This is a genomic window from Desulfoprunum sp. (assembly GCF_053613775.1).
In genome coordinates, this window is sequence record NZ_JBSHXH010000004.1 from 505,143 (window position 1) to 522,662 (window position 17,520).

A 17,520-nucleotide genomic window follows, 5' to 3' on the forward strand; every position below is an offset into this window, starting at 1 on the left:
AGTTTACCGCAGAGAGAAATGATACGAGCAAGGAGATCCTGAATGGGCGGAGAAAGCGTTTTCGACAAGAAACATGTGGAACCCAGCGCCATGGGCGACGTGGAAGGGTTGCTGGAACATTTCAATCTGCCGCCGGCCGTCATCGGCTATATCCGCCGGAACAAACGGATGATCCAGGTGATCGTCGCCGCCGTCCTGATCACCGTCGTCGCCCTGGCCCTCTATGATTCCTATCGCCAGAAACGGATCGAACAGGCGACTTCGGCCCTTACCATCGCCCTGCAGAAGGCCGGCGACGACAAGGAGAAGGCCCTCAGGACGGTAGCGGCGGAATTCGCCGGAACGACCTCGGCCCGCTGGGCGGAAGTCGAACTGGCTCATCTCGCCATGGCCGGTTCAAAGTTCAAGGAGGCGGCCGAACAGTACCACCGCATCCGCAGCGATCTCGGCACATCGGATCCGCTCTATGCCCTGACGGTCTTCGGCTTCGCCCAGGCCAAAGAGGCCGGCCACGAGTATGACGAGGCCTCGGCCGCCTATCAGGAGTTGAAGGACATCGACGGCTATCAGGCCATCGGCTCCACCGGGGTGGCGAGGATTCTCGAAACCCGGGGAAATACCGACAAGGCCATCGAGACCCTCACGACCTATCTCGCGACCCTGGCCGACAAGGGCCCGACCGATCCAGGGAAACGGGTTATCGAAGATAAAATCGCACGTCTGAAGGTCAAACAGTGAAACTGATCGAAAAGAGCGAGGAGGTCGTCCGGCTAACCGGCGGCTGGAGGGAAGAGGGCCGGCGCATCGTCCTCGTGCCGACCATGGGATGGTTCCACGAGGGCCATCTGTCGCTGATGCGGCTGGCGCGATCACTCGGCACGAGAACTATTGTCAGTCTCTTCGTCAATCCGATCCAGTTCGGGCCGCGTGAGGACCTCGCCGCCTATCCGCGCGACCTCGACCGGGATCGCCGGCTGGCCGAACAGGAGGGGGTCGATGCCCTGTTCGCCCCGGTGGCGGAGGAGATGTTCGAGCCGGAATTCCAGACCAGGGTATCGCTGACCAGGATTTCCCTGGGGCTGTGCGGCGCCGACCGGCCGGGGCATTTCGATGGGGTGGCGACCATCGTCACCAAGCTGTTTCACTTGATGACCCCCCATGTCGCCGTCTTCGGCGAAAAGGACCTGCAGCAACTGGCGCTCATCCGGCGCATGGTCCGCGACCTCAATTTCCAGATCGAGATCGTCGGCCATCCGATCGTCCGGGAAAAAGACGGCCTGGCCCTGAGTTCCAGAAACAGCTATCTGACGGCGGCGGAGAGGCAGACGGCCCTGTGCCTGTCGCAGGCGATCGGCCAGGCCCGCGACACAGTCCGGGACTCGAGCAACACGACCTCCGTCGCCGATCTGATCGCCGGCGCCATTGCATTCATCAACGCCCACGAAGGCTGTCAGGTCGATTATGTCACCATCGTTGACCGGTGGTCCCTCGCCCCCGGCACAACAATCAATCAGGACAGCGTCATGGCCCTGGCGGTGAAGATCAACGGCAGGGTGCGGCTGATCGACAACGGCCTGTTGCTGTAGCCCGTCGCCACCATCTTCGTCCCCCGGGTCGGGACCGCGATCGTCATTCAATATACAGACAAGAGAGAGAGGAAGATATGCCAGGATTCGAGGTCTTCGGTGAAGAGGAAAAACGCCAGATACAGGATGTGCTCGATACCGGTGTCCTGTTTCGCTATGAGTTCGCCGAGCAGCGCAGGGGTGTCTACAAGGTCAGGGAGTTCGAGGAGAGATTTGCCGGCTATTGCGGCACCGGCTATGCCCAGGCGGTGACCTCGGGGACCGCGGCCCTGAAGGTCGCCCTCGCCGCCCTCGGCGTCGGCCCGGGAGATGAGGTCATCACCCAGGGCTTCACCTTCGTCGCCACCTGGGAGGCGATTCTGGAACTGGGGGCGATCCCGGTGTTCACCGAGGTCGATGCAACCATGAATATGGACCCGGCGGACCTGAAGAAAAAAATCAATGCCAAGACCCGCTGCATCGTCCCGGTCCACATGCTCGGGGCCCAGGCGCGTATCGCCGAGATCGTCGAGATTGCCGACAGCCATGCCATCCCGGTCCTCGAGGATACGGCCCAGTCGGCCGGCGGCCGGATCCAGGGCCGGCATCTCGGCACCTTCGGCCGATGCGGCACCTTTTCATTTGATCCGGTCAAGACCCTGACCACCGGCGAGGGCGGGATGATCATCACCGCCGACGAGGCCCTGTGGCGAACCATGTCGGAGTACCACGATCACGGCCATGACCATGTGGTCAACCCGGGGGGAAGGGGCGGCGAGGGGCGCCGGTTCATCGGCACCAACTACCGGATGATGGAGATCCAGGGGGCGATCGGTCTGGCCCAACTGGCCAAGCTCGATATGATGCTCACCGAGCAGCGCAAGAACAAGGCCCGTCTCAGGGAGGCGGCCGCCGCGATTCCCGGTGTCGGCTTCCGGCAGCTGGTCGACCCCGAAGGCGATACGGCCACCCACTTCAGCTTCTTCCTTCAGGATCAGGAGCACTGCCGGCGGGTCAATGCCCTGCTCAAGGACAAAGGCTGCGGGGCGATAAATTTTGCCGAGAACACGTGGCATTACTATCCGCAGTGGGAGCATCTGCTGCACGGCCGGTCGGTGGCGGCCGGCGGTTGGCCGTTCACCGGACAGGACGGCCGGCGACGGGTCGTTTACGATCCCGCGGCCTTGCCGGCATCGGCCGCCCTGATGAACCGGAACCTGGTCTATCCCGTCTCGATCAGGATGACGGAAGAGCGGTTGGCGGCAATGTCCGAGGCCTTGACCAGGGCGGCCTCGGTCTGATCGACGACGAAAGGGAGGCGAATGCAGTCGGAGACCCCATGAAAAGCTACCGCAAAGAACTGTGGTTCGAAATCCCCACCCGCCGCGGTTTCAGGAATACAACCCAGCCGACGCGCTTCTCGGGAGGGGGTGATCCCCAGGGTCCGCGAGAGATAATCGGGGAAGCAGTCGTCTGTCTCGAAGCGGGTTTTCAGCGTCAACAGCGGCAGTGCCACCTGCAGCGGTTCCAGTTTGACCAGATCCTTTTCAGTGGTGATCAGGGCCCGTGCCCCGGATGCCTTCGCCCGTCGACAGATGACATCGACATCGTTCTGGTTGTAGCGATGATGATCCCTGAACCAGGCCTTGCCGGTGACATGTAATTTCATGCCGTACAGGGAGTTGAAAAACCGGTCCGGGTGGGCGATGGCGCAGAAGGCGAAGAAAGGCGGCAACGAATCTGCCGTCGACTCCGGGTTGGGCGGTGCCGGGAGTTCACCGGCGATGGCGGAATAAAATACCGGTTTGTCCGGAAAACGGCTGTTCAGCAGGGCGGCGAATCTCTCCGCCCGGCCTACGTTGCCGTCGTCGACGCCGGTCAGCAGAAAGGCGGTGCAACGGTGCAGGGCGGAGACCGGTTCCCGCAACTCACCACCGGGAAACACGCGGCTGTTGCCGGCCAGGGTGGTGGCGTTGAACAGAACCAGGTCGATATCGCGGGCGATGGCGAGATGCTGAAAGCCGTCATCGAGGATCAGGATCGTGCTGCCGAGGCGTTCGATCGCGTGGCGGCACGGATGGAGGCGGATTTTTCCTGTCAGGACCGCAATTCCTGGGAGTTGCCGGGCGAGCATCGCCGGCTCGTCACCGGCCTGGTCGGCGGTGAGCAGCACCTGGCTGCCGTCGGATACGAGATTGACGGCGCCTTTGGCCGTTCCGCCGTAGCCGCGGCTGATGATTGCCGGGCGGTGCCCTGCCGCATGAAGGAACCGGGCGATCCAGGCGACCGTCGGGGTCTTGCCGGTTCCACCCAGGGTCAGGTTGCCGACCGAGATGACGGGAACGGCGAGGCGATGGACGGTGAGGATGTTCCGGCGATAGAGATTCTGCCGCACGGACATCAGCAGACTGTACACCGGGCTGAAGGGTCGGCCGATGGCGAAGAGGGTGGGGGGCGATGGTGTCATCGAATGTCGGAATGATTGACGATAAGCGTGATGAGCAAGATTTTTCACTTCCAATTTTACGCAATGCTGCGTAAAAGACTACTATCATTTTTAACTGGTTTCAGCCCGCTTTTTCGCGTTCTCGAAATGAGCTCTAGTGTAGGCGGGAGGCACCAATTCAATCTTTCCGATGGAGGAAAAATGAACCTGATGAGAAGCAAAAAAATCCTTGCAGCAGCTTCGGTTCTGATGCTGGCCTTGTCCGCCCCGGTAGCCGGCATGGCAGGCGACACCATCAAATTCGGGGTCGCCGGGGCGCACAGCGGCGACCTGGCCTCCTATGGTCTGCCGACGGTCAACGCCGCCAAACTGGTGATCGACCAGGTCAACGCCAAGGGCGGAATCAACGGCAAGAAGATCGAACTGCTGGTCGAAGACGACGTCTGCAAGCCCGAGGTTGCCACCAATTCCGCCACCAAGCTGGTGTCGCAGGGGGCCGAGGTCGTGCTCGGACATATCTGTTCCGGCGCCACCAAGTCAGCCCTGCCGATCTACACCAACGCCAACATCCTCGTCATGTCGCCATCGGCCACCAATCCCGAACTGACCTACAGCGGCGAGTACCCCAATTTCTTCCGCACCATAGCCCCGGATGACATGCAGGCCAAGGTCGATGTCGACTTTGCTCTCAACAAACTCGGCCACACCAAGATCGCGGTTATCCATGACAAGGGTGATTACGGCAAGGGTTTTGCCGAGTTCGCCAAATCATTCGTCGAGAAATCCGGCAAGGCCGAAGTCGTTTTGTTCGAGGGCGTGACCCCGGGGGCGGTCGACTACTCGGCCATCGTCCAGAAAATCAAGAAGTCCGGGGCCCAGGCCGTCATATTCGGCGGCTATCATCCTGAGGCGGCGAAGATTGTCGGCATGATGAAAAAGAAAAGACTGAAGATCGATTTCCTCTCCGATGACGGGGTGAAGGATGACACCTTCATCAAGGTCGCCGGCGCTGATGCCGAAGGGGTCTATGCCTCGGGACCGAAGGATACGACCGGCAACCCCCTGTCCAAGGCCGCCTTCGCCGAACACAAGAAGGTCTTCAACGCCGATGCCGGCGCCTTCTATGAAAATGCTTATACCGCCGCCCTGGCGATGGTCAACGCCATCGAAAAGGCCGGGTCGACCGATCTGGCGGCCTTGAAGAAGGCGTTGCAGACCGAAAAAGTCGACACCCCGCTGGGCACTATCTATTTTGACGACAAGGGCGATGCCGTCGGCATCGGCTTCTCCGTGTACCAGGTCCAGAATGGCAAGTTTGTCGAGCTGAAGTAGTTTTTTGTTCGTCATTTTCAATACCTGAAGCAGACAACAGATTTTCTGTCGCCGTCTGCTTCAGGTTCTTTTTTGTGAACCCGATATGGACTATTTCATCGAACTGTTCTGTGGCGGTCTGACCCGCGGCGCGATCTACGCCCTGATCGCCCTGGGCTATACGATGGTCTACGGCATAATCGGGCTGATCAACTTCGCCCATGGCGAGATCTACATGATCGGGGCATTCACTGCCTTCATTGTCGCCACGGTGCTGTCGATCTATGGCTTCCCGCTGCTGGCGATCGTGATCCTGGCAGGGTTTGCAGCTGTAATCTGGTCGAGCGCCTACGGCTATACGGTCGAGAAAATCGCCTACAAGCCGCTGCGCCACGCCCCTCGGTTGTCACCGCTGATCAGTGCCATCGGCATGTCGATCTTTCTCCAGAATTACGTGCTACTGGCCCAAACCTCCAATTTCCTGCCGTTTCCGGAATTGATCCCCGAGTTCGCCTTTATGGAACCGATCGCCCACATCGTCGGCTCCACCGATATCGTTATCCTGATCACCACCGCCGTCATCATGCTCATCCTCACGGTGGCCATCAAGGGAACCAAGGTCGGCAAGGCGATGCGGGCCACTTCGCAGGACAGGACTATGGCGATGCTCGTCGGCATCAACGTCAACCGGATCATCTCCGCCACCTTTATCATCGGGTCGGCACTGGCGGCGATCGGCGGCCTGCTGATCGCCTCCCATATCGGCCAGATCAATTTCTACATCGGCTTTCTGGCCGGGATCAAGGCCTTCACCGCAGCGGTCCTCGGCGGCATCGGCTCGATTCCCGGAGCGGTCCTCGGCGGCCTGGTGCTGGGGTTGACGGAAAGTTTCGCTACCGGCTATGTTTCGAGTGATTATGAAGACGTCTTCGCCTTCTCCCTGCTCGTCCTCATCCTGATCTTCAAGCCGTCCGGCCTGCTGGGCAAGGCGGAAACCAAGAAAGTCTGAGACGGTGGCACACATGCTGGGTTTCAAAGAGATAAAAAACGGCCTGCTCGTCTCGCTGTGGTTCGTCTTCCTGACCTTTCCGCTCATGGTCGTCAAGGTCGATCCAGTTGAGCGAATCGTCAGTTGGCGCTGGGAAAATTCGATCTATGTCGCGATCGGGACCTTTGTGATCTATTGCGTGGTCAAGATCATCATGCAGCACCGGACCGGAAACGCTGCCGTCGAGAAAGAGGCGGAACAGGAAAAGGAATCGATCATCCACCGCGTCCTGGCATCGCCGAAGCAGAAGTATACGTTGATCGCGTTGCTGCTGGCCGTGGCCATCGCCTTTCCGCAATTCTCCTCGTCCTACCAGACCAATGTCATGACGACCGCCCTGATGTATGTCGTGCTCGGCCTGGGCTTGAATATCGTCGTCGGCATGGCCGGTCTGCTCGATCTCGGCTATGTCGCCTTCTACGCGGTCGGCGCCTATACCTATGCGCTCCTCAACCATCATTTCGATCTCGGCTTCTGGGCGGTGCTGCCGATCGGCGGCGGAATGGCGGCCATCTTCGGCATCCTCCTCGGCTTCCCGGTGCTGCGCCTGCGCGGCGATTACCTGGCCATCGTCACCCTCGGTTTCGGCGAAATCATCCGCCTGGTCCTGGAAAACTGGAGCGAATTTTCCAAGGGCCCGAGCGGCATCTCCAACATCTCCCGCCCGGGTCTGTTCGGTATCGAGCTGGGCCTCGATGCGGCGATCATCTATCTCTACTACCTGATGATCATCTTCATGATCGTGACGATCTTCATCGTCAACCGCCTCCAGGATTCGCGGCTGGGCCGGGCCTGGATCGCCCTGCGGGAAGATGAGATCGCCTGTCAGGCGATGGGGATCGACAAGCGCAGGACCAAACTGGTCGCCTTCGCCCTGGGCGCCTTCTGGGCCGGGATCATCGGGGTGGTCTTCGCCGCCAAGACGACCTTTATCAACCCCGCCAGTTTCACCTTTCTCGAATCCGCCATCATCCTGGCCATCGTCGTTCTCGGCGGCATGGGCTCCATCGTCGGGGTCATCCTCGGTGCCCTCATCCTGATTCTCCTGCCCGAATACCTGCGCGCCCTGTCCGAATACCGGATGCTCGCCTTCGGCGCCATCCTCGTGGCGATGATGGTGTTCCGGCCGCGGGGTCTGATCTCGAACATCCGCCGAACCTATCATTCCGACAAAAAGTTTCATCCCCCGATACAACACTAATGGCTACCCCAATTCTCCAGATCAGCGGTTTGACCATGGATTTCGGCGGGATTCGCGCCCTCAACCGGCTTGATCTCGATGTCCATGCCGGCGAGATCGTCGCCCTCATCGGCCCGAACGGGGCGGGAAAAACGACCTTTTTCAATTGCCTGACCGGAATCTACACGCCGACGGCGGGTGAGATTCTCCTCACCCCGCCGGGAAGCGCCAGGAGTGTCAGCCTGAAAGGGCTGAAACCGAACCAGGTAACGGAAAAGGGATTGGCCAGGACGTTTCAGAATATCCGTCTCTTTTCCCAGATGACGGTGCTGGAAAATGTCATGATCGGCCGCCACTGCCGTACCAAGGCCTTCATCCTCGGGGCGGTGTTCCGCAATGCGGCGACCCGGCGGGAAGAACGGGAGATCGTCGAGATGAGCTATGCCATCCTCGACAAGGTCGGCCTCGCCCATCTGGCCAACGAATTCGCCAGGAATCTTCCGTACGGAGCCCAACGGCGGCTCGAAATCGCCCGCGCCCTGGCGACCGAGCCGTTCCTCCTGCTCCTCGACGAACCGGCCGCCGGCATGAACCCGCAGGAGACGCAGGACCTGGATCGGTTGATCAAGGAGATCTCCACCGACGGTCACTCCATCCTCCTCATCGAACATGACATGAAGCTGGTGATGAGCCTGTCCGACCGGATCTTCGTGATGGACTACGGCAAGAAGATCGCCCAGGGAAAACCTGCTGAAATCCGTTCCAACCCCGCCGTTATCAAGGCGTATTTAGGTGAAGATGTCGATGCTTAAACTCGAACACATCCAGGCCGGGTATGGCAATATCCTGGCCATCAAGGATATCGATCTCGAAATCAACGAAGGGGAGATCATCACCCTGATCGGCGCCAATGGGGCGGGGAAGAGCACGACCCTGATGACGATCTCCGGCATCGTGCCAAGCCGCTCCGGCAAAATTTTCTTCGACGGCCAGGAGATCCAGCACAAGGAACCGGATGAGATCGTGCGGCTGGGCATCTGTCAGGTCCCCGAGGGACGCCACATCTTCCCGGAGCTGACGGTGCAGGAAAACCTCGACATGGGGGCCTTTCTGCGCCACGACAAGAAGGAGATCAAACGCGATATCGACTACGTTTTTTCTCTTTTCCCGATCCTGGCCGAGCGGCGGGGCCAGGATGGGGGGACGCTGAGCGGCGGCGAACAGCAGATGCTGGCGATGTCGCGGGCCTTGATGGCCCGGCCGCGGCTCCTGCTTCTCGATGAACCGTCGATGGGGCTGGCCCCGCTCGTGATCAGACAGATCTTCGAGATCATCAAACAGATCAACGCCGAAAACCGGACCACCATTTTCCTGGTCGAGCAGAATGCCAACCAGGCGCTGCATATTGCCCACCGGGGCTATGTCATCGAAAACGGCCGGATCGTGTTTGCCGGAAAGGCCGAAGAACTCCTGAAAAACACCGATATCCAGAAGGCCTATCTCGGCATCTGACCCTTCGCCGTATCCCCTGAATGACCTGTACTCCGGCCGAACCCCCCTGACTGACGCCGTGACGTCGCCGGTCGAAAACTATAACGATGGAACAATGAACAACGCAATGAAGAAGATCAGAGCAGGTGTGATCGGGGTCGGCTATCTGGGCCGATTCCACGCCCAGAAATACGCGTCGATGGAAGGGGTGGAACTCGTCGGCATCGCCGATATCGATCCCCGGCAGGCCCAGCGGGTCGCCGAGGAATGCAGCTGTGCAAGCTACGACGACCATCGGGCCCTGCTGCGGGACATCGATGCGGTATCGATTGTCGTGCCCACCAGTCTCCACCACCGGATCGCCTCGGACTGCATCGCCGCCGGGGTCGACATCCTGCTCGAAAAGCCGATGACCGTCACCCTGGCCGAGGCCGACGACCTGATCGGCCGCTGCGCCGAGAAGGGACTGGTCCTCCAGGTCGGCCACCTCGAACGCTTCAACCCGGCGATTGAGGCGATGGAGCCGTTTCTGACCCTGCCGGTCTTCATCGAGAGCAACCGCCTCTCCACCTTCAAGAACCGCGGGGTCGACGTCGACGTCGTCCTCGATCTGATGATCCATGATATCGACATCATCCTCAACATCATCCAGTCGCCATTGCAGTCCATCCATACCGCCGGGGCGCCGGTGGTCACCGCCACCACCGACATCGCCAACGCCAGGCTGATCTTTGAAAACGGGGCGACCGCCAACGTCACCGCCAGCCGGATTTCGCGGACCAATGTCCGCAAGATGCGGATATTCCAGCCGGGGTCCTACATCAACGTCGATTTCGCCAAGCGAAAATTCATGACCATCACCCTGACCGATGAGATCCTCGAGTCGGGGATGCCGCGCCAGGATATCCAGGTGCATACGTTTGCGGCCGGCGATGCCCTGCGCAGCGAGATCGAGCACTTCATCGGCCATGTCCGCCACCGCACCCGGCCCAAGGTATCGGGACATGAGGGGCGCCGGGCCCTCGATGTGGCCCTGCAGGTGATGGCGCAGATCCGGGAACATCAGGATCTCGATGTCTTCCGCAAGGTCTCCGAGGTCTTTCGAAAACCATGACGACGGAGGTGATGATCGTCGCCGGCGAGGCCTCCGGCGATCTTCATGCCGCCAATCTGCTGCGGGCCATGCAGCGGCTGGATCCCGGCCTCGCCTTCTGCGGCATGGGCGGCGAGGAACTGGCGGCCGCCGGCATGGAAATCCTCTTCGACGCGGCGAGAGTCGCGGTCGTCGGCCTGACCGAGGTCTTTTCCCATCTCGGCGATATCATTGCCGCCCAGCGAACCCTGCGGCGCCGGCTCGAACGCCGGCCGCCGGCCCTGCTGATCATCGTCGACCTCCCCGATTTCAACCTGTGGCTGGCCAAAAAAGCCAAAGGCCTCGGCATCCCCGTCTTTTACTACATCACCCCGCAGGTCTGGGCCTGGCGCAGCGGCCGGGTCAAGACCATCGGCGATCGGGTTGACAAGGTCGGGGTCATCCTGCCGTTCGAGGAACAGTTTTTCCGCCGGCGCGGGGTTGACGCCCACTATGTCGGCCATCCCCTGCTCGACTCCGTCAGCGTGACGATGACGCCCGAGCAGTTCTGTGCCAGGCACGGCATTGCCCTGACGAGCCGGCGGATCTGCATCCTCCCCGGCAGCAGGAAACGGGAGATCGCCTGCCTGCTGCCGCACTTTCTCGGCGCGGCACGACTGCTGCAGGCATCCGTCGGGGAGAAACTGGTGTTCCTGCTGCCGCTGGCATCAACCGTCAGCTCCCGTGATCTTGACGCCAACGGCCTGGCCGAAGCCGGCGATCTGGATGTCAGGATCATTGCCGATGAACGCTATGAAGTGATGGCCGCCAGTGATTTGGCAATGGCCGCCTCCGGCACCGTGACGCTCGAACTGGCGCTGCTCGGCGTGCCGATGGTCGTTGCCTACCGCTTTTCGCCGCTCACCTATCGCCTCGGCCGCCTGCTGGTCAAACTCGACCATTTTTCGCTCGTCAATCTCATCGCCGGCGACGAGGTCGTGCCGGAACTGCTGCAGGACCAGGTCGACCCGGAACACCTGGCCGGGCTGCTGCAGCGGCTGCTCCGCGATAACGACTACCGGACAGCCATGGTGCGCGGTCTGGCGGATGTCAGAAGCCGTCTCGGCGAGCCGGGGGCCTCGGAGCGGGCCGCCCGGCTGGCGCTGACGATGCTGCGGCGAGGGGAGCGGAATGGATGAGGAAATGTTCGACGACGGCGAGCCCGTCGAGGTGGAGATCGACGGGGTCCTGGATCTCCACAGTAATGTCCGGTTAGGGACGTGGATGTATCCAACCTGAAGTTTCCCGTTTTTAGACCCGGCTGACCCGAGATCCTGGCAAGCGAGGCCCGTGATTCGAATCAGAACCGAGTTCGGAGAAATATTTATTTTAATAATTTCAAGACGATGCAGTGAAAAATTGGAGAAAGCTAACTGCTTGATATCACACGGCAAATCAAAAGCGATTTTTCACAGGCAATGGGGAAGTTTGATTAATAACAGGAACATAATAGTGAATGCGAGGCCCACTCATGGTAAGATGTAACTAACCCTACAACGCAATTTAATCAATTTTACCTTGATGTTTGTCAGGCCCTTCTGGTATGGTGAAATAAAAACACCTACAAGGAGGTGGAGCCATGTTACCAGATATTCGACAATCGGACTATCTCTACCAAGTGCCTCAATTTCAGTTGGATCGCGATGATATAGTAAATATGGCCTACGAACTCAAAGGGTTCCACGAGAACTTCGCAGAGTGTTTTCAGCGCAGCGAATCCCGTGACAATTTCTATCGGTACATGACCGGTCAATTCAGCCACCTCGAGCGCAAGTCAATCGAGCCGATTGCCATTGCTACGGAAGGCGGCAAAGTCCGAGCGATGCAACGCTTTGTTTCCGATGCGCCATGGGATGATGCCAGGATCACAGATATCTATCGTAGTCTTGTTAACGATGACCTGGGGCATCCCGATGGAGCCATTATTTTCGACGAGAGCGGTTTCGTCAAAAAAGGCAACGACTCTATCGGCGTCGGCCGCCAATACTGCGGTACCATCGGCAAGGTCGACAATTGCCAGGTCGGCGTTTTCGCTGCCTATGCTTCGCGGCATGGCTACACTCTTATCGATAAACGGCTCTATGTTCCCGAGAAGTGGTTCTCCGATGCCTATCGTGCTAAACGGGACAAATGCAAACTACCGACTGACGTACTCTTTCGCACCAAGCCACAGCTTGCTGTCGATATGCTCTCGGAGATCTCCGACCAAGGCATACTGCCGTTCCGTTATGTCCTTGCCGATTCCGTCTATGCCAACAGCAGCGAGTTCATAGACGCCATCGAGGTTCTGACCGGGGTCACATATCTCCTGCAAATACCGGAAGACACGTTATGCTGGCTCAAGCACCCGGTCGTAATTCGAAAGACCTATCAATACGGCGGGCAACGGCATACGAAAGAGCTGGTTTCCGACCAGGTCAAAGCATCGATTTCCGTTAAATCCTTTGCCGCGCGGATCAACGATTTCTTCTGGTACCGGCGAAAAGTCTCCGAGGGCACCAAGGGACCGATCGAGTATGAGTTCACCAAGCGACGGGTGACCATCTCTCGGCATGGGATGCCGTGGAAGACAGTCTGGCTGTTGATTCGTAGGACGCTTGAGCCTGAACCGACGTATTCCTATTTTATTTCCAATGCACCGCTCAGTGTTCCGTTGGCCAAACTTGTATGGCTGAGCGGGCTGCGCTGGGCGATCGAGCAATGCTTCGAAGAAACCAAAACCGAACTTGGCATGGACCAGTATGAGGTGCGCAAATTTCCAGGCTGGCACCACCATATGCTGACATGCATGCTGAGTCATTACTTTCTCTGGCATCTCAAGATCCGGTTGGGAAAAAAAAGTACCAGTTATTACGCCATCGCAACTGAGGGTTTTACTCAAGGCAATATTGCCCTTGCGTGTGTTTGACATCGATATGGCCATCGCTCTGGTACAGTGGGTTCAGGTGCGGAACCATCGGGCTTACCTTTCACATCGGAAAAAGAGGTTATGGATGTCGACGGAAAAAAAACTCTTCCTCGAGGTGTTCTCCCGCCAGCAGCCTATGAAAAAACGCAAGACTCCACAACGACTACCGGCGTGAAACATCAAGCCGATTTGGCAATACCAATCAATTTCTCAGAGGTTCGGTGAAACGGAGGCGGGCTCTGCTGAGGAGCAACCCGTCAAGGGATAGCCGGATGGGCGGCGAATAGCCGTTAAAGAGGAGGGAGCCTTCGGGCTCCCTCCTCTTTTTCCGCCGGTCGCACTTCCGACTATTTGATGCCCCCATGCCTTAAAAAAACCTTGGGGTCCGGGGCAAAGCCCCGGTCGTCAGATCGATCAACCACAAACCATCAACGTGCCGGAAAAAATGCCCATCATTTTGCGTGATCGGGCTCAATTCGATAGCGATCTCGATTTCGAGAGCCCATCCCAACCCATGTGTCGAAGAGGTACCACACCGTTAAACGTGCTCCCGGCCTGTTCAGGGAACTGTTACGCCAGTGTTCGCAAGGGTGTCAGCCATTGGCCCCTTGCCGTCCGGCTTTTTCATATCTTTTTCTGCGCTTTCTGTATTGGCTGGAACGGTCCGTACTGATGCTGATCCTGGGGGAAATCGTCGGCATAGGGTGGATACGGGCAATCCACCGCTTTTTTCTCCTTCTTGGGATAGTCCTTTTCCAATCCGCTCATCTGCGGTCGTTCCCTGGAGCTGAGATAGCCGGCGACATCGTAAGCGTCTTCATTGGTAATTGCCGGATGATTCCACGGTGTCCCCAGCGGCATGTTGCTGTGAATAAATGCGGCGGTGGTCAACAGCCGGTTCATTCCGGCGCCGTTGTTATAGCTGTTTGCCCCCCAGAGTGCCGGGGCGACATGGCTGCCGGAACCTCCTGCCGCCATTGACTGATAGCCGTCCCCGTTTTCACCGTGGCACGACATGCAGAACCGGCTGTACACAACCTCGCCTTTTTGCACATCGGCCTTGCGGTTCGGACCTTCGAATTTGGGAGCCCCCAGGCCGGAAACGACCTTGGGCATGTCCTTCGACAACCAGTCGATGTAGGCGACCATCGCCTTCATCTCCCTGCTGTCGACAGCCAGCGCCTTGCCATTTAGACTTCGCTCGAAACAACCGTTTATCCGCTCCTCAAGTCCCTGCTCCTGATCTTCCCGACCTCGATACTGGGGGTATGCCTGGCTCACTCCCATCCAGGGGAGCCCGAACTGTTTGGTGCCGTTATCCATGTGGCAGCTCGTGCAATTCAGGGCGTTCCCCGAGAATCGCATTTTCTCATCTTTGGCACCGGCGCCGAGTTGCGCATAGGTATCGGTTAACAGCCGTGCGCCGTAGCGGATGAGATCGCCTTCCTCCGTTTGGGGAATATCCTGCATCAGCGGCGGCACCCAGGTGGCAGGAGATACCTTGGCCTTGATCGGCGGGGCGGTGGTGCGCTCGGTATCTGCCAGCGTGGTCAAAAATCTGAGAATAGAGTTGATCTGGTCGTCTTTGAGTTCCCTGTTCAACTGCAGGTAGCCCATCTGATCGACGGCCTCCGCCAGATTGCCCACCTCACCGTCATGGAAATAGGGGGCGGAAAGGGTGACATTGCGCAGAATGGGGACCTTGAAGACATATTTATCTTCTTCCAGATTGGTGACTTTAAAGCGTCCAAGATCCTCTCCATTGGAGTACTTATCGAACACGCCCATTTTCTGGAATGTCATCCCGCCCAGGTTGGGGCCGCTGTGGCACTGCACGCAGCCGACATTGATAAAGGTGCGCATCCCTTCAATTTCCTGGTCGGTGAGGGCCTTTCTGTCCCCTTCCATAAAACGGTCGATGCTGCCTCTGCTGATCAGGGTCCGTTCAAAGGCCGCAATCGCTTTGGCAAAGTTGTCGAAAGTCATGGGGTCTTTGTCGCCGGGAAAGGCATCTTTGAAATCAGCGGCATAATGTTGTATGCCTTTCAGCCGTCCGACCAGCGTTTCTGCATCGGGCATGCCCATTTCAATAGGATTGAGGGGAGGGCCTTTGGCCTGATCTTCAAGTGTCGCCGCCCGTCCATCCCAGAACTGGGCAATCTGGAAACCGGCATTCATGGTGGGCGGATCGTTGCGGTCGCCGGATTTCCCTTCCGCACCTTTACCCGTCTTGAGATTATCCGCGCCTGAGCCTTTGTTGTCTATGGGATGGCAGGAGTTGCAGGATTGGGTGTTGTTAATGGAAATGGCTTGTTCGAAATAGAGTTTCTTCCCCAGGGAAACCATGGCGGGAGTATCATGTTCACTGCCCGGCATGGTCGACGGAAGTTCGCCGATAAGCGCCTGTGCCTGCATCAGCACCACCCCATCCGAGTTTCCGGGCACCGCTGTGATTGTATGCGGGGAAGGCATCTGACGCTTCACCGCTTTGTCTTGTGCCTCCGCTGTGGATTTGGCAGAGGCCTGCGTGATCAGATCGCCCCCCATGCCGGAAACACTGAGTACGCCCAGTCCCGTTGCCAGACAGACAACTGCTCGTAGCTTCTTCCGCATTGTCATTCCTCCTTCCTTGATTGTTTAGGCCTCCCGACTCGGGTTTGATTCAGGCCAAGGTTCGAACGGTTTTTCCTGCGTTGTGGCCGACATTGGCACTTTGCAATATTGCCTGGCCAACCTTGTCGACAGCGATTGCCTTCCATCGTGCCGTATTTTTGCTTGATCAATCTCCTCGGAGCCCGGTTTGCTGTGAGCTTCTGGTGGTTTCATGTCTCGCTCCGTTTCGGATTTTTCAAACACACCGGTTACGGCGCAAGGTGTCCACCACAGCAAGAGACAACGCCGGCCAAGCCATACCCGCGGCGGCAGCGCTAGCATATCGCTGAGATAATGAGCACCCACGCACACGCGGCTCACACCGACTAGCAGAATCATGACGATTGCATCGACGACTGCCCCAACTCGCCGGCGCCAGACCAACGTGAAGGCGAGCAATAGCGCCTCGCCGACGATTTTGCTGACGACATCAGCCCATTTCTCGGCTGCACGCCAGCACTTTCCCGCTCAATCGGCAATCATCCCGACGCCATTTCCTTCATGATTTCAGTTCCTATAATCCAATTCTTGTACCAGGTGGCAACCATCCTCGATACTTTCATCTATTGTTTTGATATTTAATAATAATTAGCCGGAAGAGCACGCGCATGGTGGTCATTGTCAGCCGTATGAAAAAGGGCATATTTAACCGCTGGTCGCATATGACCAGCGGTTCACCTCGGTGCAGGTTAAATCAGCCAACGTAAACACTTGAACTTCGACGCCCTCATCACCACTATTCGGGAGGATTTCGGTAAGCATCCTCACCTCAAGTGTGTAATCGTCGAGGATGGTCTCAGCTCCAACGCGCCCCATATCGAGGATCTGCGCCAAGACGGCCACCATTTCATCTTGGGGGCCAAGCCGGGCGATCATGGTCATCTCTTCGAGCAGATGGACGAGGCCTTTAACGCCGGCCAGGCGGTGGAGTTTTCCAAGGCAGACGAGAACCGGCAGGATATTCTCCACACCTATCGTTTTGTCAATGGCGTGGCGCTTAACAAATCGAATCCGGATGTTCAGGTTAACCTGCTGGAGTACTGGCAACTTGACGGCAAGGGTAAGGTCATCCGGTTCAGCCGGGTTACCGACCTGGAAATCACCGCCGCCAATGTCTACCAGATCATGCGGGCCGGGCGGGCCAGGTGGCGGATTGAAAACGAGACCTTCAATACCCTCAAAAATCAGGGCTACAACCTGGACCACAACTATGGCCTGGGCAAGAAGCACCTGTCTGCCGTCTTTGTTTATCTGACGGTGCTGGCCTTTTTGGTAGACCAAGTCCAGCAACTCTGCTGTCCGCTGTTTAGGGAGGCGCTGGTTTTCCGCAAACGCAAACGGCGGCTCTGGTCGGGAATCAGAAACCGTTTCGAGCTCCTCGACTGCCCGTCCATGGAGGCGATCCTGCTCCACATCGTCGGCCGAGGCAAGCCCCTGCCGCAACTGGAATGACCGTCACCGGCAATCGGCCGGGGGATGGATAATTTGTCAAAGATCAGAATGCTTGCCGGGTGCTGCCCGCGGCTGCAACGGGGTAATATTGCCAAAAAACGGCAAAATCGACTATGTTACGGATGACTCGGCCAGTAAAAGTGATAACCGGGCGCCATCAGACCCGGACAGCCACCGAAAAAAAGTAAAACAAGCCACCTGTGCCATCATAATGTTGGCAAGTGGGCCAAAGCGGGAATGGCTGACGGCATACCACGCTCAACTTTAACAATTGGGAAAAGGCAGGCGGAAAGGAAGATGCTGTTCAGAACCGGAACGAGAGGCGGGGTGTGAGC

At 58.3% G+C, this 17,520-nt stretch carries 15 protein-coding genes; 13 read left to right on the forward strand and 2 right to left on the reverse strand.

The features are described from left to right. The first annotated feature begins 42 nt into the window (after nt 1-42). From ACWGKN_RS06345 to ACWGKN_RS06355, 3 genes are all read left to right on the forward strand, one after another. A complete protein-coding gene (locus ACWGKN_RS06345; protein WP_035229059.1) occupies nt 43-738 on the forward strand; it encodes a tetratricopeptide repeat protein in 696 nt (231 codons plus the stop codon). Next, nucleotides 735-1,586, forward strand: a complete 852-nt coding sequence (panC, locus tag ACWGKN_RS06350) for a pantoate--beta-alanine ligase (protein ID WP_452094888.1) — start codon at nt 735-737, stop codon at nt 1,584-1,586. Before ACWGKN_RS06345 ends, panC begins: the two co-directional genes overlap by 4 nt. Nucleotides 1,587-1,663: 77 nt before the next feature. Then, nucleotides 1,664-2,866 carry a DegT/DnrJ/EryC1/StrS family aminotransferase gene (locus ACWGKN_RS06355; protein WP_452094889.1) on the forward strand — a complete coding sequence of 401 codons (1,203 nt, stop codon included), beginning with the start codon at nt 1,664-1,666 and terminating at the stop codon, nt 2,864-2,866. Here ACWGKN_RS06355 and lpxK read toward each other — a convergent pair. Continuing rightward, complete coding sequence (lpxK, locus tag ACWGKN_RS06360) at nt 2,788-4,032, reverse strand: tetraacyldisaccharide 4'-kinase (protein WP_424256014.1); 1,245 nt, start codon at nt 4,030-4,032, stop codon at nt 2,788-2,790. The two genes, ACWGKN_RS06355 and lpxK, sit on opposite strands and share 79 nt — an antisense overlap. A 189-nt stretch (nt 4,033-4,221) precedes the next feature. Here lpxK and ACWGKN_RS06365 point away from each other — a divergent pair, with 189 nt between their 5' ends. From ACWGKN_RS06365 to ACWGKN_RS06400, 8 genes are all read left to right on the forward strand, one after another. Then, nucleotides 4,222-5,343 carry a branched-chain amino acid ABC transporter substrate-binding protein gene (locus tag ACWGKN_RS06365; protein WP_424256016.1) on the forward strand — a complete coding sequence of 374 codons (1,122 nt, stop codon included), beginning with the start codon at nt 4,222-4,224 and terminating at the stop codon, nt 5,341-5,343. An 85-nt stretch (nt 5,344-5,428) separates the two neighbouring features. Continuing rightward, nucleotides 5,429-6,331: a branched-chain amino acid ABC transporter permease gene (locus ACWGKN_RS06370; protein ID WP_452094890.1), complete on the forward strand. Its 903-nt coding sequence runs from the start codon at nt 5,429-5,431 to the stop codon at nt 6,329-6,331. Nucleotides 6,332-6,344: 13 nt separating this feature from the next. Next, nucleotides 6,345-7,571, forward strand: a complete 1,227-nt coding sequence (locus ACWGKN_RS06375) for an ABC transporter permease subunit (RefSeq protein ID WP_452094891.1) — start codon at nt 6,345-6,347, stop codon at nt 7,569-7,571. Next, nucleotides 7,571-8,362: an ABC transporter ATP-binding protein gene (locus ACWGKN_RS06380; protein WP_035229053.1), complete on the forward strand. Its 792-nt coding sequence runs from the start codon at nt 7,571-7,573 to the stop codon at nt 8,360-8,362. The genes ACWGKN_RS06375 and ACWGKN_RS06380 overlap by 1 nt, the downstream gene beginning before the upstream one ends. Then, the gene (locus ACWGKN_RS06385) at nt 8,355-9,062 is read left to right on the forward strand and encodes an ABC transporter ATP-binding protein (protein ID WP_035229282.1); all 708 of its coding nucleotides are present in this window, start codon (nt 8,355-8,357) and stop codon (nt 9,060-9,062) included. Before ACWGKN_RS06380 ends, ACWGKN_RS06385 begins: the two co-directional genes overlap by 8 nt. 106 nt (nt 9,063-9,168) lie before the next feature. After that, nucleotides 9,169-10,155 (forward strand): Gfo/Idh/MocA family protein, encoded by a 987-nt coding sequence (locus tag ACWGKN_RS06390; RefSeq protein WP_035229052.1) that lies wholly within the window; start codon nt 9,169-9,171, stop codon nt 10,153-10,155. Then, nucleotides 10,152-11,312: a lipid-A-disaccharide synthase gene (gene lpxB, locus ACWGKN_RS06395; protein ID WP_035229051.1), complete on the forward strand. Its 1,161-nt coding sequence runs from the start codon at nt 10,152-10,154 to the stop codon at nt 11,310-11,312. Before ACWGKN_RS06390 ends, lpxB begins: the two co-directional genes overlap by 4 nt. A 440-nt stretch (nt 11,313-11,752) precedes the next feature. Continuing rightward, the gene (locus tag ACWGKN_RS06400) at nt 11,753-13,081 is read left to right on the forward strand and encodes an IS701 family transposase (protein WP_452094892.1); all 1,329 of its coding nucleotides are present in this window, start codon (nt 11,753-11,755) and stop codon (nt 13,079-13,081) included. Nucleotides 13,082-13,705: 624 nt separating this feature from the next. Here ACWGKN_RS06400 and ACWGKN_RS06405 read toward each other — a convergent pair. Further along, nucleotides 13,706-15,694 (reverse strand): cytochrome c peroxidase, encoded by a 1,989-nt coding sequence (locus ACWGKN_RS06405; protein ID WP_452094893.1) that lies wholly within the window; start codon nt 15,692-15,694, stop codon nt 13,706-13,708. Nucleotides 15,695-16,070: 376 nt separating this feature from the next. Between ACWGKN_RS06405 and ACWGKN_RS06410 the strand changes: the two genes are divergently transcribed. Together ACWGKN_RS06410 and ACWGKN_RS06415 are read left to right on the forward strand one after the other, a co-directional pair. After that, nucleotides 16,071-16,238 (forward strand): hypothetical protein, encoded by a 168-nt coding sequence (locus ACWGKN_RS06410; RefSeq protein WP_452094894.1) that lies wholly within the window; start codon nt 16,071-16,073, stop codon nt 16,236-16,238. Nucleotides 16,239-16,444: 206 nt separating this feature from the next. Further along, nucleotides 16,445-17,185: a transposase gene (locus tag ACWGKN_RS06415; protein ID WP_452094895.1), complete on the forward strand. Its 741-nt coding sequence runs from the start codon at nt 16,445-16,447 to the stop codon at nt 17,183-17,185. The last annotated feature ends 335 nt before the right edge of the window (nt 17,186-17,520 follow it).